A 21,629-nucleotide genomic window follows, 5' to 3' on the forward strand; every position below is an offset into this window, starting at 1 on the left:
AATTGCTAGCTGTCTAAATAAAAAGAAAAAAATTGTGACGGTGGTCGAATAAATAAACTGGAAAAATAGATTTAAACATTTGCTAAAATTTTCAAGACTCATAAGATAGAAGTCATATTTTATGCTGATGCTCATCATGATTTCAGAATCTGTTCTCGACACTGAATTAAAGAAATATAAATTCTAATTTTATTTAAAACCAGAGGCTTTGCACAGCGACACATGTGCATTGCTTGTCAACTTTACGATTCTGACGGCTTTAAACTTGAACAGGTGGAAATAGAAATACACGTGAGGGGAATAATAACAATGATGACCAATACGGAACATTTTATATGATCCCTATTCAGCATGATATCAGTCTGGTCATCGGGTCAACTCTCTTTGCTTTCGTCGCTGGCTATTTTTTGATGCCGATTCAAAAAATATGGTGGCGTGAGTCGCGAAGAAAATTTGCAACACTCATGCTATTTGCAACGGCCGCATTACTGGGGCTGTTGATCTGGTCGATCCATTTCATTGGGATGACAGCAATTCATTTAAGTCATGTCTATCATTTTGATTTCAGCTGGATGTTGCTCTCTTATTTGAGTGTCTTTACGGCTTCTATTTTTACCCTCTGGTTAATGATCCAAAGCATCTGGTCATTTTCCCGAGTGGCTCTCGCGATCGTGGTGATGAGTCTCGGGGTCTCAGCCATGCACTATACAAGTAGTCTTAGGGCCAACTTTGAGAGAACAGAGATTACGCCAATCACAGAATCTTCACATGCGACTTATGATCTGTTGTTCGCGGTTGTGTTAATCAGTGCTCTGTTACTGATTGCCATGATTCGTCTGGTTCTCTCAGAATTGCGCCTGGCCTCTCGGAATCGCCAACTGCGATGGGCCAATAAAGAGCTCGAAAATCAAAATATCCAGGATAATCTCACCAAATTACCCAACCGTTTATACCTGGCTGAATACGCAGATATCTTGTTTTCCAAGCAACAACATCAGCAGGAAATTGCCTTTTTATATATTGATCTGGATCGTTTTAAGGCGGTGAATGATGTGTTTGGTCATCAGGTCGGAGACCAGTTGCTGATTCAACTGACTGCGCGTATTCATCAGTTATGGGGTGACCGTTCCAAGCTGCTTAGAATTGGTGGCGATGAGTTCCTGATGGTGCTGGAAAATACGTCCGTCAGCAAAGCTTCAGAAATGTCAGAGCAGATTCTAAATCTGATTCAGGACAGCTTCCTTATTGATGGCAAAACCATTAATATTTCGGGCAGTATCGGAATCGCGATGTATCCGGAGCATGGCAAGAATCTGCAAGATTTACTGGTGAATGCCGATGCAGCAATGCTCAGTTCTAAATATCAGGGCCGCAATACCTATTCAGTCTTTAATTTTTCTTCTGATCAGCATGAATCCAAGAGCCAGAGCAAACTGATTAATGATCTGTATAAAGCAGTTGAAGATCAGCAATTTGTACTGTTTTATCAGCCCAAATTTACCAGTGAGCGAAAAATTTGTGGGGTAGAAGCCCTGATTCGCTGGCAGCATCCGTTACATGGGTTGCTGGGTCCCAATATGTTTATTCATGGCGCTGAGAAAACCGGGCTTATTATTCAGATGGGCTATTGGGCACTGGAACAGGCTTGCAAACAGATCCAACTCTGGGAAAAAAATAATACCGACTTTTTCCCGATTGCCGTGAATTTGTCTGCGGTGCAGTTTGAGCATAAGCATCTATTAGCTAATCTGCAAAACCTGTTTAAACGCTATAAGATCAATCCGCAGCATTTGATGATCGAGATTACTGAATCGACCGCCATGCATTATATCGATGCCAGTATTCGTACCCTTGAACAATTACGTAATATCGGCATCCAGCTGGCGATTGATGATTTTGGAACCGGACATTCCAGCTTTTTATATCTAAAAAATCTGCCCGTGGATGAACTGAAAATTGATAAAGAGTTTATTCAGGATCTTAGCGTCGGCTCTAAAGAAGAAATGATTCTGGAAAGCATTATTCGGCTGGCGATTAAACTGGGTTTAAAAGTAACGGCTGAAGGCATAGAAACCACGCTGCAAGCAGATATTTTGACTCGACTCGGTTGTCAGCAATTACAAGGTTATTTGCTGGCAAAGCCGATGCCAGTCGAGTCATTGGAAATACAGGATTTTCTGTCTTAATTTGAATTTTTATACGCTACTAATACGGTACTAAAGAGTACGGTGGACCTATATTTAGCGTTATTCAGCAGGCCAGTTGAATGACACAAACTCCCATATTTAAGCTTCATAACCATATTATTTCCGACTCAATCTGGGCTGAAAAATCCAGCAGTCAGCAAGTGTAGATCTTATAAATACTGTCATTTCCTTCAGCCGTGGGCATACTTATTGGCTTTAGAAATCTGCTACAATATCGCCAATTTTCATATTGATCGTTTTTGATCTTGAGCACTGCGGTTCTGCAGTAGGTATTTTCCATGAGTTTTAAAGATGAGTTAGCGGCGCAGGTCGCTCAGCGACGTACATTCGCCATTATTTCCCACCCCGATGCCGGTAAAACCACCATGACAGAAAAGCTGCTGTTATGGGGGCAGGCGATTCAGGTTGCAGGTATGGTGAAAAGCCGTAAGTCTGACCGGGCCGCTACATCAGACTGGATGGAAATGGAAAAAGAACGTGGCATCTCGATCACGACCTCGGTGATGCAGTTCCCGTTCAAAGACAAGATGATCAACCTGCTCGATACCCCGGGACATGAAGATTTCTCGGAAGATACCTATCGTACCTTAACCGCCGTTGACTCGGCATTAATGGTGATTGATGGTGCAAAAGGGGTAGAAGACCGGACCATTAAATTGATGGACGTGTGTCGTATGCGCGATACACCGATTATTTCTTTTGTTAACAAAATGGACCGTGAAATCCGTGAGCCACTCGAGCTTCTGGATGAAATCGAAAACGTTCTGAAAATTAAATGTGTTCCGATCACCTGGCCATTGGGTACGGGGCGTGATTTTGCCGGTGTATTTAATTTAATCGAAGAAAAATTCTACATTTACAAAACCGGTTTTGGTTCAACCATTCCTACAATCGAAATACGTGATGGTTATGACTATCCGGATCTTCGTGAGAAAGTTGGTGAGCTGGCGTGGGCTGCATTTGAAGAATCACTTGAACTGGTGCAAATGGCCAATGAGCCATTGGATCGTGAAGAATTTCTGGCAGGCCGTCAAACGCCGGTATTGTTCGGTACAGCCTTAGGTAACTTTGGGGTTGACCATGTGCTGGATGCCTTCAGTCAATATGCACCGCCGCCGAAGGCCCATCCTACTCAGGCTCGTGTTGTCGAAGCTGATGAAGAAGGCTTTAGCGGTTTTGTCTTTAAAATTCAGGCCAATATGGACCCGAAACATCGTGACCGTATTGCATTCATGCGAATTTGTTCAGGTAAATATGAAAAAGGCCTGAAAATGAAGCATGTACGTCTGGATAAAGATGTGCGGATTAGTGATGCCTTAACCTTCCTGGCCGGTGACCGCCAGCATCTAGAAGAAGCGTGGCCGGGCGATATTATCGGACTGCATAACCACGGCACCATTCAGATTGGTGATACCTTTACTTCAGGTGAAAAGCTACAGTTCACAGGTATTCCGCACTTTGCACCGGAAATGTTCCGTCGTGTACGCTTAAAAGATCCTTTGAAATCGAAACAGTTGCAAAAGGGCCTGAAAGAGTTGTCTGAAGAAGGTGCAACACAGGTATTTATGCCACAGCATAATAATGACCTGATCGTGGGTGCAGTGGGCGTACTTCAGTTTGAAGTGGTGGCGTATCGTTTGAAAGAAGAATATAAAGTTGACTGTGTTTACGAACCCGTGAACATCAATACTGTTCGTTGGGTGTCTTGTGATGACGAGAAAAAATTTAACGAATTTAAGAAAAAGGCCCACGACCAGTTGTCAGTCGATGGCGGTGGTCACTTGACTTATCTTGCGCCAAGCCGAGTGAATTTACAGCTCATGCAAGAACGTTATCCGGACATCGTGTTCCATAATACGCGCGAACACTAAACTTTCAGGCATTCAAATATCGTCTAAAAATATCAAACAGCTTCTCCGGAAGCTGTTTTGTTTTATGTTACATTTAAACTATTCATAACCTGATAGATTGTTTAAAAATGAAGTTCAGCAAGGAAGCCGCCCTCGGTGCTGTCATTGGTTTAAGTCTTGTCCTGAGTGGCTGTGATAAAAGCGAAAAAGAACCGGAACTTGACCAGCCGGATGGAAAAACAACGCCAGTTAAGCAAAGTGCCAGTATTTTGCCTTACCTGAATATTCAAGAACAACCGGCCAAGATCGCCTTGCCATTTTGTGAAATCAAAAACTGTATCAATGTCGATATCCAGACTTTATATACGGCTGATCCCTGGATGAATCACTGGATCGAAAAACAGCAGGCCAAGGTAATTCAGGATCAAATTGGCTTAAAACAGGATATGAGTTTACAACAGGCAATGAATGCCTATGTGAAAAAATCGGATGCCTGGCAGGCTCAACTCCAGCTCAATCAGGCTTATGAATTATCGCTGTATACCCGCATTCCCTATCAGCGTAATCAATATGTCTTGCTGCAAATTGGTATTGATAGTAAACAGGAAAATATCAGTGTGTATGAGCGCTATTATTTTTTTGTAGTCGATCGTCAACAGCAAAAAATGCTGACTCCACTGGATATTATCGATCCCAAACAACAGTTGTTAATGGATCAGATCATTCAAACCGCTTATGAAAAATGGTTAAAAGACAATAATCACGAGGTTCAGCAGCAAGCACCGAAAAAACTGTATTGGGGGCAGGCTGAGTGGTTCTTCGATCAGGAAGGGATTGGTCTGCATTATCGTAGTCATGACATTAGCAAAGATGCCAAACAACTGGATATCTATTTAACAAAAGAACAAACACAACAGGTCTTGAAAGCCGAAGTCTATCGGAATATGTTCTAAAGGTCATAATCCTCTCAGGATTAATTACACGTTTTGAAAAGGGTAATGAATGCCAAAATATAAGAATATTTTTTGTCTATCGATACTGGCATCCGCAGTTTTACTGAGTGCATGTCAGCCGAAGAGCAATGAGCCGAAAGAGCCGACTTCTCCTGAAGTGGTACAAACCGAGCCAGAAGTCCTGAAACTTAGTGGTGATACCGAAAAACTCAAGCTGGTGATTCCAGAGTGTGAGGGTAAAAACTGTCCGGAAATTTCGATTGAACGCCTGAACAGTAATCAGCGCTTTATTGATGAATGGATCGATCAGCAGATTTTGCAACAGTTAAAAAATATCCTGTCTGTCGATGCGATTGAGCCGGCAAAAGCCACTGCTGCCAGTGAAGCCGAAGTGGCTGCTTCTGAACCAAAAACAGCCTTGTCGACGGTCACTACACCAAAACAGCAGCTTGAGCAGCAAATTCAGCCTTCTATGCAGACCTTCTTGAATCTGGACAAGGAGCTCAAAGCACTGAGTGCCAGTCATAGCATTAGCCTGATGATTAAGCCCAAGATTCTGAATTCGGGTGATCCATTGGCGACTGTGGTGCTAAACAGTAGCCATTATCTGGGAGGTGCGCACGGAGCATCTGCACAGCGCTATTATAATTTTGATCTTGAACAGCAAACACTGGTCAAGCTGGATGACATTATTGCCGAGAAGCAAAAAGCCAAACTCGAAGCACAGGCGTATGAGGCTTTTAACGTCTGGGTCATGGAGTCCAAGCTGGCAAAAGATGTCGCTGAATATGAACAGGCCTGGAAGTTCATACTGACCGATAATTTTTATCTGGCCCAAGAAGGTTTGATCTTACAATATGCCGAATATGAAATCGGACCTTATGTGGTGGGTTTGCCGCGCTTAATGATTCCTTATGCGCAGCTACAAGGCGTGCTAAAACCGCAATATCTGCCGCAAGCTGAAACAGCAGCCTCCGAGGCACAGCCAGCGTTAGCATCTAAAGCCGAATGAAGTTAAAACTGTTCGATACGCATACCCATTTTGATGTTCCCGATTTTGATCGTGATCGGGAACATCTGGCCTATGCGGCCAAAGCGGTAGGTGTGGAGCATCTGGTTTTAATTGGCTTTTTGCAAAACCGCTTTCAGGATTTGTTAAAAACCCATTGTTTTATCAATGACTTGAAAGATGCACCGCATAGCCATTTGGCACCCGGCTTGCATCCATTTTATATTGAACAGCATCAGGCTGAACATTTACATGATTTAGAGCAGCTGCTTAGAGTTGAACAATGCATTGCCATTGGTGAAATCGGTCTCGACACATTTTTAAAGCAGCATAAACAACCTGAAATTTTTCAAAAGCAGCAAGATTTTTTCGCTGCACAAATTGAACTGGCCCAACAATTCGATAAGCCGATTTTGCTGCATATCCGTAAATCACATGCAGAAGTTTTACAAATTTTAAAACAGCATCAGTTTAAACAGGGTGGAATCGCACATGCCTTTGGCGGAGGTGTTGAGGAAGCCAAGGCTTTTGTCAAGTTGGGGTTTAAATTGGGAGTCACCGGACAGATTACCAATCCGAATGCCAGAAAACTGCATCAGGTGGTACAGGCAGTCGGTGCAGAACATCTGGTGCTGGAAACCGATTGTCCGGATATGACGCCGTTATGCTGTCAACAGTCAGGTGAGCAACGTACCCGCAATACACCTGCCAACTTGCCTTATGTACTGGAAGGTTTGGCACAAAGCTTAGGGCAAGATCAAGCCAAATTGGCACAGCAGCTCTGGCAGAATACCCATCAGGTTTTGAATTTGGCCGATGAATAATGCCGGTTTTTATTGCTCGGCTGTATCTGCTGTAATTTGGTATCTGTTAAAAAAAGATGCATTATGCAATTTCTAAAATGCCTCAGACTTGGCATCATGCATATATATTCTTTTAGGTGAGATTCACATGGCACAAGGACTTTTGGCGGGTAAGCGCTTCTTGATCGCGGGTATTGCGAGTAAATTATCCATTGCTTTTGGTATTGCTCAGGCATTACATCGTGAAGGTGCTGAATTGGCTTTTACTTATCCAAATGAAAAGCTGAAAAAGCGGGTAGATGACTTTGCTGAACAGTTTGGTTCAAAACTGGTTTTTCCTTGTGATGTGGCGGTAGATGCTGATATTGATAATGCATTTGCTGAGCTGGCAAAACACTGGGATGGTCTGGACGGCGTGGTGCATTCTATCGGTTTCGCACCGGCGCATACTTTGGATGGTGACTTTACCGAAATCACAGACCGCGAAGGTTTCAATATTGCACATGACATCAGTGCCTATAGCTTTATCGCGATGGCACGTGCGGCAAAGCCTTTGCTACAAGTCCGTCAAGGTTGCCTGTTAACGCTAACTTATCAAGGTTCTGAGCGCGTAATGCCGAACTATAACGTGATGGGTATGGCCAAAGCCTCTTTAGAAGCCGGTGTTCGTTATTTAGCTTCGAGCTTGGGTCAGGAAGGTATTCGTGTCAATGCCATCTCTGCGGGTCCAATCCGTACTCTGGCTGCTTCAGGCATTAAATCATTCCGTAAAATGCTCGACTTAAATGAAAAAGTTGCGCCATTAAAACGTAATGTAACGATTGAAGATGTCGGCAATGCAGCATTATTCCTGTGCTCGCCATGGGCCAATGGCATTACCGGTGAAATCCTGTATGTCGATGCCGGTTTCAATACCGTGGGTATGAGCGCTGATTTAATGGCGGATGCGGAATAAAAGTCTATTCTCTGCCGTGGGGGGGAAGAGTTCCTCCCTTTTTTAAAGGAAGGTTAGGAGGGATTATTTTTCTTTAATCTTGCTAAACCCTTTCTTTAAAAAAAGAGTAAATGAGCAAAATCCCCTCATTCCCCCTTTGATAAAGGGGGAGTTCACTCAAGGCCATAAAAAAGACCGCATAAGCGGTCTTTTTTAGATTTGCAGGACAGCGATTAAGCCTGACCATCTACAGCGGCAGTTTGTGCACGTTGCATATTGGCTTCAAATTCAGCATCGAAGTTGATTGGGGTAAGCAGCAACTGTGGGAAGCTACCTTTAGTCACCATATCATTCACTGCTTCACGCAGGAACGGGAACAGAATGTTCGGGCAGTATGCGCCCAGGATGTATGGAAGACGCTCTTCTTCAACGCCATCTACCAAGAAGATACCGGCTTGAGTCACGTCGACGATAAAAGCAGTATCACCTTCATTGGTCGCTTGAACAACGACTTTTAAAGCCACTTCAAAATGAGTCTCATCAATTTTTTCTGCAGAAGAAGAAAGGTTGATGTTGAGCTCAGGTTGCCATTGCTTGGTAAAAACTTGTGCCCCAGGAACCTCAAAAGAAATATCTTTGGTGTAAATACGCTCTAATGCCAATTGTGGTTGAGCTTGTTGTTCTTCACTCATTCTTTGATCCTTAATATAAAGTGATGATTTTAGTAGAATTAAGCCAGTAATTCATCAAGTTTGCCTTCACGCTCTAAAGCATAAAGCTGGTCGAAACCACCGATGAATTGATCCTTAATAAAAATTTGTGGCACAGTGCGGTGATTGGTACGCTGCATCAATTCAAGACGTACTTCAGGTGCTTCTTGAGATAGATTAATTTCTTTATATGCGACACCTTTACGCTCAAGCAACTGTTTTGCACGCACGCAATAAGGACACACAGTCGTTGAATAAACAATAACGTCAGCCATGATCAATCTCCTGTTCGTGGATTATTTGCTTTTCACCAAAGGTAAACCTTGGGCTTTCCAGTTGCTGATGCCGCCATCAAGACGGTATGCATCGGCATGACCCACTTGTTGTAGCGCAGTACCAGCCACCTGTCCAAGGTTGCAAATGAACACCAAAGGGCGATCAGATGCTTTCAGCTCTTCAACATGCTTTGTAATCTGGCTATATGGAATGTTACGGCTGCCGCTGATATGACCTTCACGGAAGTCTTTGGCATCGCGTAAATCAATCAGCATGGCATTTTTTGCTTTGACTAAAATTCCCAGCGACTGCGGAGAAATTTTACGACCGTTACGTTGACCTTCGATAATGAAGAACAAAACTACCAATACCGCGAGTGTTCCAAATAAGAAGGGGTGATTCCCCATAAACTCGAACCAACGTTCCACAATTCACCTAATTACAATTTTAAAATTGCCAAGAGTATAGCTCATAAATATGGTGATCAAAATCACCGCTTCAAGGGTTGAGGCACAAGAAAATTAATTTTTTTGCTGTGCTTCAGTGATTTCATCGATTAAACGCAAATAGCTGTCCAGTCGGCGCGGTAAAATTTCACCCGCACTCGCGGCCTGACGTAAAGCACATTGTTTTTCATGCTTATGCGTGCAGTTCCGGAACTGACAGTGTCCGAGCAGGTTTTCAATTTCAGGAAAACCGATTTGTACCTTATCTAAAGGCAGATGCCACAGGCCAAATTCACGAATTCCCGGAGAGTCGATCAGGGCAGCACCTTCACCAAAACCGATCAAACGGGTTGAGGTGGTGGTGTGCTGACCGAGTGCCGAGTTTTCCGAAATAATATTGGTTTTCTGGGCTGCATCTGGCACGATCGCATTGATCAGCGTACTTTTACCGACACCCGATTGACCGACAAAAGCCACCGTTTCATTTTCCAGACGATTGGACAATACAGTCAGATCACCATCGGACTGGGTTTGCATTACTTCATAACCGAGGTCTTGATATTCTTGTAGCAGAGTCAGAATTGGATCGTTCTCTTTTAACAAATCGGCTTTGTTCATCACTAGAAGCGCAGGAATATCGGCATCGGCACAGGCCACCAGATAACGGTCGATCAGGCCCGGTGCTGGCTCAGGCAATGGTGCAAACACAATCACAATCAGTGAAATATTGGCCGCTACCGGTTTAACCTTGTGATAGCGGTCAGGACGGGTCAATAAGGATTTACGTGGATGAATCGCCGTAATAATTCCTAAACCGGTATTCGGATCGGCTTGCCATTTAACCCGGTCACCCGTGACCAGTAAATCCAGATTGGTTCGGGTATGACAGCGCCAGACGCTGCCTAGTTCAATTTCTTTCCAGAAAGGTTCAGGCTCACCATCGGCGACCACAGGTTTTTCAGGGTGAATGTCAGGAGTAGACAAAGCTTGCACTTCAAGTTGGCGGCCGTAGTGTTGCACTACCAAACCTTCCAGATCACTGGAGGTATCGAGATCTTCTTGACGTGTTTTCTGTTGTTTCTGAATGCGGCGCTGTTGTTGCTCTGTCAGACGACGCTTACGTATTAAGGCCATTCATATCCTAAAAAACCGGGTAAATCAGATGGCAAAAATAGCATGAAGCAGCCCCCGAATGACACCCAAGATGTAATTAATTTGCTACTATAGTTGTTTTTAAACCCAATAAGATTGCACATTTATGAGCAGCACCGCTGATACCCGCCTGATTTGGATTGACCTTGAAATGACAGGTCTAGACACAGACAATGACCAAATTATTGAAATTGCGACGATTGTAACCGATGACAATTTGAATATTCTGGCAGAAGGTCCTGTGCTTGCGGTGCATCAGCCTGCACGTCTGTTAAATGCCATGGATGAGTGGAACACTCGTCAACATGGTCAATCGGGTCTGATTGAACGGGTGCGTCGCAGTAAACTGACGGCTCAGGATGCAGAACAGCAAACCATTGAATTCCTGAAAAAATGGGTCAATCCAAAGTCATCCCCGATGTGTGGCAACTCGATCTGTCAGGATCGCCGTTTCTTGCATCGCCTGATGCCTGAGCTGGAGCAGTATTTCCATTACCGTAATCTGGATGTATCTTCAGTGAAAGAGCTGGCAAAACGCTGGCGTCCAGAAATTATGAGTGGTCTCAAGAAAAATGCTTCGCATCTGGCGATGGATGACATTCGTGATTCAATTGCCGAACTGAAATACTATCGTCAATATTTCTTTATCATGAATAAAGACTAAGTTTAGATGGATTGAAAGAGGCGCAAGCCTCTTTTTTTATGAGATTGATGCTTTTTTCTTTTGATATAAACTCTCAATCAGTTCAAATATCACCCAGGATATCAGTACCAAAATCAGATGGGTCTGGGTTTCATGGCGATCTAGGATCACATATCCGAATAGGCTTAAAATCAGCAAACGAATAAAAATACTCAGCGCATAGTTTTTCTGTTTTTGGCTACTGTAAAAATAAAAATGTAGAGTGATCAGGATAAAATTGAGAGCCAAAAGAGCATTGATCAGCACAGTGTTTGACTCCCATATTTAAAGTTTTATGTATGAATTTTATCCAATTATAAATGTTCCTGAATTTATCTTTCTGATTTTGCTGATAGATTTTGTATCAAAATTTTAGAAGCAGTAAAAAAATGCTGACTTTGCTAAAATAAGCCGTGATTTAACAGCTATTGATGACTTATGACTGAACTGCTTCAAGACGATGAATATGAGCGCCGCTTTGCGGGTGTTGCCAAAATTTATGGAGAAGACAGCTTCAGTCATTATGAAAAAAGTCATGTGATGGTGATTGGCATCGGTGGTGTCGGTTCTTGGGCAGTAGAAGCGCTGGCACGTAGCGGTGTGGGCGAGCTGAGTTTGGTCGATATGGATGTGGTGGCGGCATCCAATATTAATCGTCAATTGCCTGCCATGAGCACGACCTTGGGCCATGAAAAAATTGCAGTGATGGCCGAGCGTTGTCATGCCATTAATCCACGGATCAAGATCAATCTGATTGATGACTATCTGACGCCGGAAAATATCAAAGAAATTTTAGCAGGTAATCCTGATTTAATTCTCGACTGTATTGATGATGTGAAGGCCAAATTTGCCTTGATGCTGCATTGTCGCTTTAACAAGATTCCCTTGATTGTGTCAGGCGGAGCAGGCGGTAAACTGGATCCACTGAAAATTCGTGTCGCAGACTTATCTAAAACCGAACAGGACCCGATGCTGGCCAAATTGCGTGCCCAGTTACGCGGCAAAGGTATTTGTAAAAAACCTAAAGAAAAATTCGGCATTACCTGTGTCTATTCAATCGATAATCCGTTCTCGAGTGCCGATGTCTGTGCCAGTGCCGGCTTGCGCTGTGGTGGTTATGGCTCTGCCGTGGTGGTGACTTCAAGCTTTGCCATGGTCGCTGTGGCAGAAGGCTTGAAGAAGCTGGATAGTAAAAGAGCAAAAGCCTGATTTACAAAATAAAAAGCACAAGATATGTGCTTTTTTTGAGACGGCGTTTAGAATGAAAGGATTCATTTGCAGAACAAAAATAATGTTTTGGAGCAGTTATGTGGTTCTTGCTGGTATTGATTTTGGGGATAGGGGCTTTGGGAATCTGGATGTGGAAACGTCCGGATCCGGTAAAACGTGATCAGGCCAAAGCTGTGCAGCATGATCTATGGATTGAGCAGCTTGATGCACAGCTCAAGCATGCGGCGCGCTTGAGTTCAGATCCTGAACATCCGAATTATGCACGTGCCTATCAGATTTACCAGAATCTTGCCCAGCAACAGGAAATTCCACAGGCTTATGTCGGCATGGGGCTGATGCATTTGCAGGGTCTGGGACATGCGCAAAATACGGAAACAGCCATCATTTATCTCGATAAAGCCTTTCATCTGGGCAGTGATGACGCGGCTTATTATCTGGGGCAGATTCATGAGGAGCAACGCTATCAAATGGCTGACCCGGAAAAGGCGCTGTACTGGTACCGACATGCCGTAGCCCGTGGCAATCTGGATGCCCAGTACCGCATCACTGAACTTTCTTCCACTACAGAAACAAATCCAGAAGAGAAGAACGCTGAACAGCAGCGCTTGGCCTTACTCATTCAAAATGCCGGGCAAGGACATAGCAATTCGCAGTATCAACTGGCGCAGTATTATTTAACAGATTCAGCGGCTCAAGATTCGGTTCAGGGAGTTCATTATCTGTTTTTAGCTGCGCAGCAAGATCATCTGGCTGCCAATCAGCAGATCGCCGATGATTATGCGCGTGGACAGAGGCTGCCCCAAGACCAGACTCAAGCCCTGCAATTTATTAAACGCTGTATCAGTCTTGGTGATCAAAAAGGTCTCTATGATTATTATGCTGGCGTACTGCAAGGCCGTATCGATACCGACCAGCGTCAGCGCGTGTTCCAGCATTTGATGCAGCAGTCCAAAGAACATGCCGATGCGCATTCCAAGACTTTAATTGGACTGGCTTATTTTCATGGCTGGTATGTCGATAAAAATGAAACCATGGCGTTTCGTTACTGGTCTGAAGCTGCCAATACTCAGCATCCGCCCGCTTTATGCATGATTGCCGCGCTGTATTTTGAACAGCATCTAGTGGCTTATGAGCCGCAAAAGGCATTTGAATTATATCAGGCAGCATTTCAGCTCAGTTCCGATGATGCTTATGCACAAATGGGTCTGGCACTGTGTTATTTAAATGGCATCGGTACTGTAAAAGACACAGCCAAAGCCACCAGCATGATTCAGGCAGTGGCCCAGCAATACTGGCAGATCGAGGCTCAGTCTGAGGCAGATTTAATTTATGTGGTCGGGCGTTTTTATAGTCTGGCGGAATATCCATTGCCGACACGCGACAAAGCCATTCAATATCTGAATCAGGCGGTTGCGAAAGGCTCCAAGGAAGCAGCCTGGTTCCTGTATCAGGCTCTGTCAGGTCTTTATCCGGTCTTTATCCTTAATCCAGAGCAGGCCAATCGTTATCTGCATCAGGCTGCACAACTGGGACATGCACAGGCACAGGCAGAATTGGGCTTGGAGTATCTTAAAGGAAAACAGATTGCGCAGGATATTGCCTTAGGTTTGAGCTATCTGCAAAAAGCGGCTGCTCAGCAGAATAGTGTGGCACTGAATGCGCTGGGGGAAGCGTTTGAAAATGGCATAGGCACTGAGGCAAATATCGAACAGGCGGTACAGTATTACCGTCAGGCGGCAGCGCAGGTCAATGCCGATGCTTATAGTCATCTGGGACGTTTATATACCAAGGGAATTGGGGTGGAACGCGATATTGGAGTCGCGCGGGACTGGCTGGAAAAAGGCAGTTTGCTCGGGCATGAGCGATCAACTGAATTATTGAAAAATGTGCATGCCTATTTGCAAATGAAGTAATTTTTATTGACATCACGCAATATAAAAAACCGCTGTTAGACAGCGGTTTTTTTATGGTTCAAGCTTTGTTTAAGGTAATTGCTGGATTGGACTACCACCTAATGCCTGCATTAAAGTCACATAGGCATTGTACTGGTTCTGTCGGGTTTGTACCAAAGACAGTCGTGCATTCCGTGTGGTTTCCTGCGCATCTAGCAGGTTCTTTAACGCCACCGCGCCATTACGATAACGTACTTCAGTCAGACGTTCGGTACGTTCAGCCAGTTCGACATTACGTTGCTGCAAAGTGACTTGCTTACTGATTTCAGTCCGGTTCGATAAGGCATTTTCCACATCGGCAAAGGCTTCATACATGGTCTGGCGATATTGCATAATCGCTTTTTCATATTCCAGCTCATTGACTTGCAGATCACGTTTCATGTCATTCCATTGCAGGAAGGGCAAGGTCAGACCCGCACCTAAAGTCGCCACCGGATTCTTCAACGCATTTGAAAGCGAGGTACTGCTGCCAATACCTGTGGTCAAATTCCCAGTCAGACTGATTGAAGGATAATAACTGGCTTTGTTGGCATCCTTATTGGCCAGCGCTTTACGCAAACGTAGTTCAGTCGCTTGGAGGTCGGGACGACGGGACAATAAACTCGCGGGTAAGTCGGCCTGAATACTCGGTAATTGAATATTCGGTAAACGGCTTGGCTCCTGAATAGAAAGCTGTTGTACTGGCATATGCAGCAATACTGCGAGGCCGGTACGCGTTTCCACCCGTTGCTGCTCAATCTGGCTTAAGGTGGCTTGCTGGCTTTGAATCGCCTGTTCGGCCTGGGTTAAATCCAGACCGGACACCGCACCGGCACGATATTGTACCTGCACCAGATCATAGGTTTTTTGCGCCGTTGCCAGATTTTGCTGTACCACGCTATAACGCTCGTTTAAATAAGCCAATTGCCAGTAAAGCTGTGCCGTGGTGCCAATCAGGCTCTGCGCTGTCGCCTGTAAGTCTTGTGCAGATGCCAAGGCTTCCCAGCGCGCCGCTTCAGTCTGATTGGCCAGTTTGCCAAACAGATCCAGTTCATAGCTTAAGCCCGGATAGCCCAGTGAAAGACCCGTCAAAGCATTGCTGCCACCCTCCAGATCAAAACGCTGACCCGTTGAAATTCGTGCATCACCGACACGGACGCCTTGCTGGCTTTGTGCCTGTCTGGCCTGAATGCGCGCCTGCTGTAAACTTATGCCAGCCACCGCCAGATCTGTATTCTGCGCCAGCACTTGATCGACCAGACTGTTCAATTGCGGATCTTTAAATAAGGTCCACCATTGATCTGCCAGAATGTCGGCATGGATCTGCTGACTTAAAACCTTATTATTTTGAAAATTGCCAGGCATATTAATCGCAGGCTGCTCATAAGGTGTTTTTACCACTGCCGCACAACCGGTCAGCGAGCTTCCCAGCAACAGGGCACTGGCAAGCTTGGTTAAATTCATTTGCATATCAGGTTCCTTATTCGCGAGAAAGCGCATCGACTGGATTCAGACGAGCGGCATTACGTGCCGGGATAAAGCCAAACACAATTCCAATCAGGCTTGAGCAGACAAAGGCAGCCACAATCGAAGTGGTTGAATAGGCCATCTGGAAAGTACCGCCAGCAAAGTGTGTAATTAGCTGGCCAATCCCGAGCGAGAGCAGCACACCCAAAATACCGCCTAAAATACACACCAGCACTGCTTCAATCAGGAATTGCTGCAAAATATCACTTTGACGTGCACCTACTGCCATACGTACCCCAATTTCCTGAGTACGTTCAGTCACGGACACCAGCATGATATTCATCACCCCGATCCCGCCGACCACCAGTGAAATCACAGCAATCGCCGAAATTAAAAGCGTCATAGTCGCTGTGGTCTGCTGAATGGTTTCACGAATACTGTCGGCATTCTGGGTAAACACATCCTGCGCGCCATGGCGCTGTACCAACAGGTTTAAAATTGCATTTTCAGCCGCCGCACTTGGGTATTCATCCTTAATCCGCACAATGATGCTGCGAACGTTAGATTGCCCCAGCATACGACTCATCACGGTAGAATACGGCAGGTAGACATTCAGGCTGTCATTATTGCCCATCATGCCTTTTTGCGCATCAATCACCCCGATAATCCGGCTCGGGACGCTACCCAGTAAAATCACCTGACCCACCGGATTAGTACCATCCTTAAAGAAAGTGTTTTTGGTATTGGTATCAATGACAACATCTTGTGCCTGTTGCATGACGCTACTGCGGTCAAAGGGCTGACCGGACTGGAAAGTCATGCCACGCACATAGAAGAAATCTTCACTGACGCCATTGACCGTGGTTGAGGCTTCAATTTCTTTATAACGGCCGGTAACACTGCTGTTCACAGAGGGACTGACGCCATCGACATACGGTTGTTCGGCCAGTGCATCGGCATCGGCCGGAATCAGGGTTTTGGACTGAGAAGATCTGGAATTGTCCCCAAAGCCCCGCCCCTGAAATACGGTAATGGTATTGGTGCCCAGACTGCTGATATTTTCCAGAATCTGCTTCTGTGAACCATTCCCCAAAGCCACCACTGAAACCACCGAAGCGATCCCGATAATGATCCCGAGCATGGTCAGGAAAGTCCGCATGCGATGCGCATTCATGGCCAGCAACGCCATACGGAAGGCCTCACCCAGACGGTCAACCGCAGAACGCCATGAAGAAATCTTCTTTTGTTGATTACGGATCAGCGGCTGCTTTTCCAGATGGTCTTCGGCTTCAGGCACATTCGGCTGATCGGAAATGATATTTCCGTCTGAAATTTCAATGATTCGTGTTGCGTTTTTTGCCACATTATGATCATGCGTAACCAGAATGATGGTATGACCCTTGGCATTCAGTTCGCGCAAAATACGCATCACTTCAATACCGCTGTTCTTGTCTAAGGCACCGGTCGGTTCATCGGCCAAAATCACGTCACCGCCATTCATCAGTGCACGGGCAATTGACACACGTTGCTGCTGACCGCCTGACAGTTGACTCGGACGGTTCTGGGTTTTTTCACCCAGACCCAGATCGGTCAGAATTTTGACCGCACGCGCATGCCGTTCCGATGAATCTGCACCCGCATAAATCGCAGGGACTTCGACATTGCCTGCTGCGTTTAAATCGCCGAGCAGGTGATAACGCTGAAAGATAAAGCCGAAATATTCACGGCGTAACTGCGCCAGTTCATCTGCTTCCAGTTCCCGGGTTTCACGGCATTTGACCTTGTAGCTGCCGGTGGTCGGTTTATCCAGACAACCCAGAATATTCATCAGGGTTGATTTGCCCGAACCGGACTGGCCGACAATCGCCACCAGTTCACCCGGATAAATCTCCAGATTCACCCCTTTTAAAATCTGGACTGTGCCTTCACCCGCAGGGAATTCACGTACCAGATTTTTCACCTCGAGCAGAGGCTGCTGTTGTGAAGTCATGCTTACATTCTCATTGGGCCACGGCTATTACCACCGCGTTTTGCTGCATCATTGGAAGTATCAGAACCATCGGCAATCACCACCTGATCACCACGTTTTAAACCTTTCAGCACTTGTGCAGTGGCACGGTTATTCAAACCGATCAGCACAGGGGTTGGTTTTGCAGTACCATCGGCTTGCAAGACACGAACCATGGCACGTTGCGCTTTGCCTTGTTCAATCAGCGCAATTTCAGCGTCAGACAGATTTAGGTGGGCAGGGCGTTCAGCGGCAGGACGATTGCCTTGAGTTGATTCAGTTTCAGGACGTGCTGCTGGATTAGCTTCGCTACGGGAACCTTCTCCGCGAGAACCTTCACCCCGATTGGCACGTGCCGGACGATTTGAGCTCTGAATCGCAGCGGCTGGAATGGTCAGCACATTTTTAGCTTCATCCAGCACGATATAAACCTGCGCCGTCATATCAATACGCAGTTTGCCGTCTTCATTTGGCACATCAAATAAAGCGTTGTAATACACCGCAGAACTTGACGATGAACCAGATGTATTTGAATCGGTATTAATCGAATTGGGTGCAGGTTCAACCTGACGTAGTTTGGCGTAAATCTTTTTCTCGTTATTGCCCAGCGTGGTGAAATAAACGGTTTGGCCTTCTTCCACTTTCATCACATCTGCTTCAGAAATTTCAGCTTTGATGGTCATGGTGTCGAGCTTGGCCAGTTTCACAATGGTCGGTGCACTTTGATTGGCATTCACGGTTTGACCTTCTTCGGTCACAATCGCCACAATCGTGCCATCCATCGGTGCCACAATCTGGGTATAACCCAAGTCTTCTTTGGCAGTTGCCAAGGTCAGGCGCGACTGTTCGATCTGTGCATTGATTGCCGTGATATCGGCCTGAGCCGTTTTATAACTGGCAAATGCAGATTCCAGCTCTGAACGGGAAGTCGCATCCTGTGCATACATGGCTTTCTGACGATTGTATTCAGCTTCAACTTTGGCCAGATTCGCCTGTCTCACCGCAAGCTGTGCCATCTGGTTTTTAATGCTGGCTTCAGCAGTTTTTAAATCATTTTCCTGACGAACAGAATCAATTCGTGCAATCAGCTGACCCTGTTTAACCTGATCACCGAGTTCCACATACATTTGTCTCACTTGGCCAGAAACCTGGGCACCTACGCTGACCATTTTGGTGGCTTCTAAAATACCGGTCGCCAGTACAGAACTTTCAATATCACCCTGCGTCACTTCAGCAGTAATATACTGTGGCGGCTGTTCTTTAGGTTTGAGGAAATACCACCCCGCAACGATTAACACAATGGCAATCACGGCGGCCATAATTAGTTTCGTCGGTTTTATTTTTGGCATATTGAGTACGAATTCGGATCAAAGATAGGGATTGATTATAAAAGCGAAATTGGGATAAATCGTGAATTTTTTGAATTATAATGAGAATTATTTTCTATTGGCTGATTTCTGAAAATATCGTCCATACAGACCATTTTAAAATGCTCCATGAATTGCTTGTTCTGACATTGATAACAGGATTTGACCCTCTATAGATAACATCGATCCTGTTTAAAAGATCATCAGGTGACTCTTGAATAAAATGATCACTGTCCCCAACAGTATTTTTTCAATCAAAGCGCTGCACAAATAAAATCGAGTGTGAATCAATAAAGACATAAGACCAAACATACTAGATTTGTTGTGTGATATTTGTTTTAAGGCTGTTTCTGGCTTAATTTTCCTCCCTCTAGTCCAGAGAGCAAAAACCAGTTGAAAATTAAGTAGAAAAAAAAATTAAAAACCCATGTTTTATATATGGATTTAAATAAATAAAGCTTGTAAGATTTAATTCCATAAAAAAATTATGGTTTTACCACTTAACAAGAAAACGCACATTTATTGTGCAAAAATAATACAACTTTGCTCGCAACATTGATGAGGGTTTAACGATGGAATGGAATGAAAGCTATAATATTGGAATCGACGTAATCGATAATCAGCACCGTCAAATTTTAGATTATATCAATGCTTTGGAGCAGGTAAAAAGCACAGGAGATCGCGATCGAATCAAAGAGGTCTTGGAGGATTTAATCGATTATACCCAGTCACATTTCAGCTTTGAAGAAAACCTGCTGGAACAGGTCAGTTATCAATACCTAGCTTCGCATCGTGGTATACATGAATTATTTGTGAAACGACTCAATGATTATCGTCTCAAGTTCGAGAAGGGAGAATCGATTGAAAATGATTTATATCGTTTATTGTCCAAATGGCTGATCAATCATATTCAACATGATGATCAGGACTATGTCGATGCAGTGCGCGATAATATGTTGAGTTATTTACGTGCTCAGGAAAGCAAAAAAGGCAAGGGCTGGTTTGCACGTTTCTTTGGTTAAGCACTCGGCGCTAAAAATAAGCGTTGACCGCACATTTCAGCAATGGCCTGTAAGATGAGATGTTCAGGGTTCTCTTTGGACATCCCTTTAATGGCTGCATCAATACGGATTAACAGCTGGGGCCAGCTCAAAAAGCGTTGTGGGCTGAGACGGCGTAAAGCTTGCTGATATAGCCCGACTTTGGTTTTCCAGATTCCAATTTGCAAGGCATTTTGCGGCTGTTCAAACAGTTGCATCAACAGACGCATTTCCTTGCTCAGGCTCCATAAGATCAGGCTCATCGGTTCACCTGAAGCGACCAGATACTGGAAAATCTTGATCGATTGCGAGAGATTGCCTTGCAGCAGGGCATCACTCAAATCATAGGTGCTATAGCGTGATTGATCCTGTAAGCAGGCATATAAATGATCAATCTGAATCACATCAACTTCCGTAAAGGTGTCACTGACCCGCATCAGGCTGTTTTTGGCTGCCAGCAAGTTGTGCTCATGATGCTGTTCCAGCCATTGCCAGGCATCATGGGCCAGTTTAATCCCCAGTTTCTCTGCTTCAACTGCCAAAATTTGCTGACGATCGCGTGGATAATTTGCAGTAAGCGCAACGCAGACACCATTGGCCTCAACCGTCTGGAAGAAGCTGGATTTGAGGCTGCTCGCATCTTGCTTGGGCATAACGACCAATAGCAGATTATCACTGTCTTGTTGTAAATAGCTTTTCAGCAGTTTGAGGCTACTGGCATCTGGTTTGATATTGCCATGCACTTCAACTGCCAGTTGGGTTGAGAACAATGACAAACTGTTCAATGCATTAAAGACATTTTTCCACTCAGAAACTGAACTGACATCATAACGTTGACGTTCGATATCTTTGGCTTGCCAATGTGCGCGAAAGGCATCGATCAGGTTTTGTTCTAGCAAAGGCTCTTGACCATGCAAGACCCAGGCACCGCGAGCTTCATCGACACGTTTTAGGGCTTGCAGATAGTCAAGTTTCATAAGGCGTTCTTATTGAGCAGGTTGCGCTGGGGTATTTTGTTTGGCCAAGGGGAGGCGGTTCGATGAAATCTGACGCGCGATCTGCTGTGCCACATCATCAATAATCACCTGATTCAAAAACTTTTGTTCCTGGTCATCAGTGTTGACTGTTTCAATGTCATATTGATAAGTACGCGTTGCCACCACAGTGCGTGGTTCGGTCACCGGATTGCCTTGCGCATCTTCAATGCGGAAGGTTACATTTAAACGCAGCAAGGTTTCTACCAGCTTGCCGTTTAATTCTAAGCGGCGCGGCGTGTAATCGAGAACACGCAATACATAAGCATTAGGTGCATTACTTAGCTGTACGCCTGCAGCACCGAGGTAAACTGCCAGTTTTTCTTGCAGTTCTTCAGTATTGGGCGGTAAAGACAGGCTCATGACAGAGTAAGCAACAGGTGCGGAGCTCGGATTGGTTCCTTTCAGATGAAAACCACAGCCGACTAAGCCTGCACTCAGACCACAAGTTAAAACAATTGCTGCTAAACGTTTGCCCAAATGCATGTGTTGCCCTCTATGCTTCCCGAAGGGGAATATTTGAAATCCTG

Annotated in this window: 19 protein-coding genes; 10 read left to right on the forward strand and 9 right to left on the reverse strand. The window is 45.0% G+C overall.

What is annotated here, in order from left to right:
* Positions 1–335 precede the first annotated feature (335 nt).
* The 6 genes from FTV29_RS10660 to FTV29_RS10685 all read left to right on the forward strand — a co-directional run bounded on the left by FTV29_RS10660 (position 336) and on the right by FTV29_RS10685 (position 7,777).
* A complete protein-coding gene (locus FTV29_RS10660; protein WP_159138496.1) occupies positions 336–2,186 on the forward strand; it encodes a bifunctional diguanylate cyclase/phosphodiesterase in 1,851 nt (616 codons plus the stop codon).
* A gap of 299 nt (positions 2,187–2,485) precedes the next feature.
* A complete protein-coding gene (locus tag FTV29_RS10665) occupies positions 2,486–4,078 on the forward strand; it encodes a peptide chain release factor 3 (RefSeq protein WP_005095608.1) in 1,593 nt (530 codons plus the stop codon).
* Positions 4,079–4,185: 107 nt separating this feature from the next.
* A complete protein-coding gene (locus FTV29_RS10670) occupies positions 4,186–5,010 on the forward strand; it encodes a hypothetical protein (protein WP_159138495.1) in 825 nt (274 codons plus the stop codon).
* Positions 5,011–5,059: 49 nt separating this feature from the next.
* Positions 5,060–6,022: an RsiV family protein gene (locus FTV29_RS10675; protein ID WP_159138494.1), complete on the forward strand. Its 963-nt coding sequence runs from the start codon at positions 5,060–5,062 to the stop codon at positions 6,020–6,022.
* The gene (locus tag FTV29_RS10680) at positions 6,019–6,843 is read left to right on the forward strand and encodes a TatD family hydrolase (protein ID WP_074384015.1); all 825 of its coding nucleotides are present in this window, start codon (positions 6,019–6,021) and stop codon (positions 6,841–6,843) included. Before FTV29_RS10675 ends, FTV29_RS10680 begins: the two co-directional genes overlap by 4 nt.
* Before the next feature lie 127 nt (positions 6,844–6,970).
* Complete coding sequence (locus FTV29_RS10685; protein ID WP_005095616.1) at positions 6,971–7,777, forward strand: enoyl-ACP reductase; 807 nt, start codon at positions 6,971–6,973, stop codon at positions 7,775–7,777.
* 212 nt (positions 7,778–7,989) lie between these two features.
* On the opposite strand, the gene secB is transcribed toward FTV29_RS10685, so the two are convergent.
* The 4 genes from secB to rsgA form a co-directional block, all read right to left on the reverse strand.
* A complete protein-coding gene (gene secB / locus FTV29_RS10690; RefSeq protein WP_004278389.1) occupies positions 7,990–8,448 on the reverse strand; it encodes a protein-export chaperone SecB in 459 nt (152 codons plus the stop codon).
* Positions 8,449–8,486: 38 nt separating this feature from the next.
* Positions 8,487–8,744 (reverse strand): glutaredoxin 3, encoded by a 258-nt coding sequence (grxC, locus tag FTV29_RS10695; protein WP_100329331.1) that lies wholly within the window; start codon positions 8,742–8,744, stop codon positions 8,487–8,489.
* An 18-nt stretch (positions 8,745–8,762) separates the two neighbouring features.
* Positions 8,763–9,170 (reverse strand): rhodanese-like domain-containing protein, encoded by a 408-nt coding sequence (locus tag FTV29_RS10700; RefSeq protein ID WP_005095619.1) that lies wholly within the window; start codon positions 9,168–9,170, stop codon positions 8,763–8,765.
* 93 nt (positions 9,171–9,263) lie between these two features.
* Entirely contained in the window at positions 9,264–10,322 is a 1,059-nt protein-coding gene (rsgA, locus tag FTV29_RS10705) for a ribosome small subunit-dependent GTPase A (protein ID WP_005095621.1), read from the reverse strand.
* A 124-nt stretch (positions 10,323–10,446) separates the two neighbouring features.
* On the opposite strand from rsgA, the gene orn reads away from it, so the two are divergent.
* From orn to FTV29_RS10720, 3 genes are all read left to right on the forward strand, one after another.
* Entirely contained in the window at positions 10,447–11,004 is a 558-nt protein-coding gene (gene orn / locus FTV29_RS10710) for an oligoribonuclease (protein ID WP_004278381.1), read from the forward strand.
* 456 nt (positions 11,005–11,460) lie between these two features.
* Complete coding sequence (locus tag FTV29_RS10715; protein WP_005172727.1) at positions 11,461–12,231, forward strand: ThiF family adenylyltransferase; 771 nt, start codon at positions 11,461–11,463, stop codon at positions 12,229–12,231.
* 98 nt (positions 12,232–12,329) lie between these two features.
* The gene (locus FTV29_RS10720) at positions 12,330–14,165 is read left to right on the forward strand and encodes a tetratricopeptide repeat protein (protein WP_159138493.1); all 1,836 of its coding nucleotides are present in this window, start codon (positions 12,330–12,332) and stop codon (positions 14,163–14,165) included.
* Positions 14,166–14,234: 69 nt separating this feature from the next.
* Here FTV29_RS10720 and FTV29_RS10725 read toward each other — a convergent pair whose 3' ends face one another.
* Genes FTV29_RS10725 through FTV29_RS10735 form a run of 3 tightly spaced genes read right to left on the reverse strand, consistent with a single transcriptional unit; the run spans position 14,235 to position 19,007 of the window.
* Positions 14,235–15,653, reverse strand: a complete 1,419-nt coding sequence (locus FTV29_RS10725; RefSeq protein ID WP_159138492.1) for an efflux transporter outer membrane subunit — start codon at positions 15,651–15,653, stop codon at positions 14,235–14,237.
* 10 nt (positions 15,654–15,663) lie between these two features.
* Positions 15,664–17,640, reverse strand: coding sequence for a MacB family efflux pump subunit (locus FTV29_RS10730; protein WP_180075497.1), 1,977 nt, complete (start codon positions 17,638–17,640; stop codon positions 15,664–15,666).
* Positions 17,641–17,642: 2 nt separating this feature from the next.
* Entirely contained in the window at positions 17,643–19,007 is a 1,365-nt protein-coding gene (locus FTV29_RS10735; RefSeq protein ID WP_159138490.1) for a MacA family efflux pump subunit, read from the reverse strand.
* A 590-nt stretch (positions 19,008–19,597) separates the two neighbouring features.
* On the opposite strand from FTV29_RS10735, the gene FTV29_RS10740 reads away from it, so the two are divergent.
* Entirely contained in the window at positions 19,598–20,047 is a 450-nt protein-coding gene (locus FTV29_RS10740) for a bacteriohemerythrin (protein WP_180050979.1), read from the forward strand.
* Here FTV29_RS10740 and holA read toward each other — a convergent pair.
* Positions 20,044–21,042, reverse strand: coding sequence for a DNA polymerase III subunit delta (gene holA, locus FTV29_RS10745; RefSeq protein ID WP_180050981.1), 999 nt, complete (start codon positions 21,040–21,042; stop codon positions 20,044–20,046). The two genes, FTV29_RS10740 and holA, sit on opposite strands and share 4 nt — an antisense overlap.
* A gap of 9 nt (positions 21,043–21,051) precedes the next feature.
* Positions 21,052–21,585, reverse strand: a complete 534-nt coding sequence (locus tag FTV29_RS10750; RefSeq protein ID WP_005095647.1) for a hypothetical protein — start codon at positions 21,583–21,585, stop codon at positions 21,052–21,054.
* Between the last annotated feature and the right edge of the window lie 44 nt (positions 21,586–21,629).

The organism is Acinetobacter sp. YH12254 (assembly GCF_013417415.1).
Classification (GTDB): Bacteria; Pseudomonadota; Gammaproteobacteria; order Pseudomonadales; family Moraxellaceae; genus Acinetobacter; species Acinetobacter pseudolwoffii.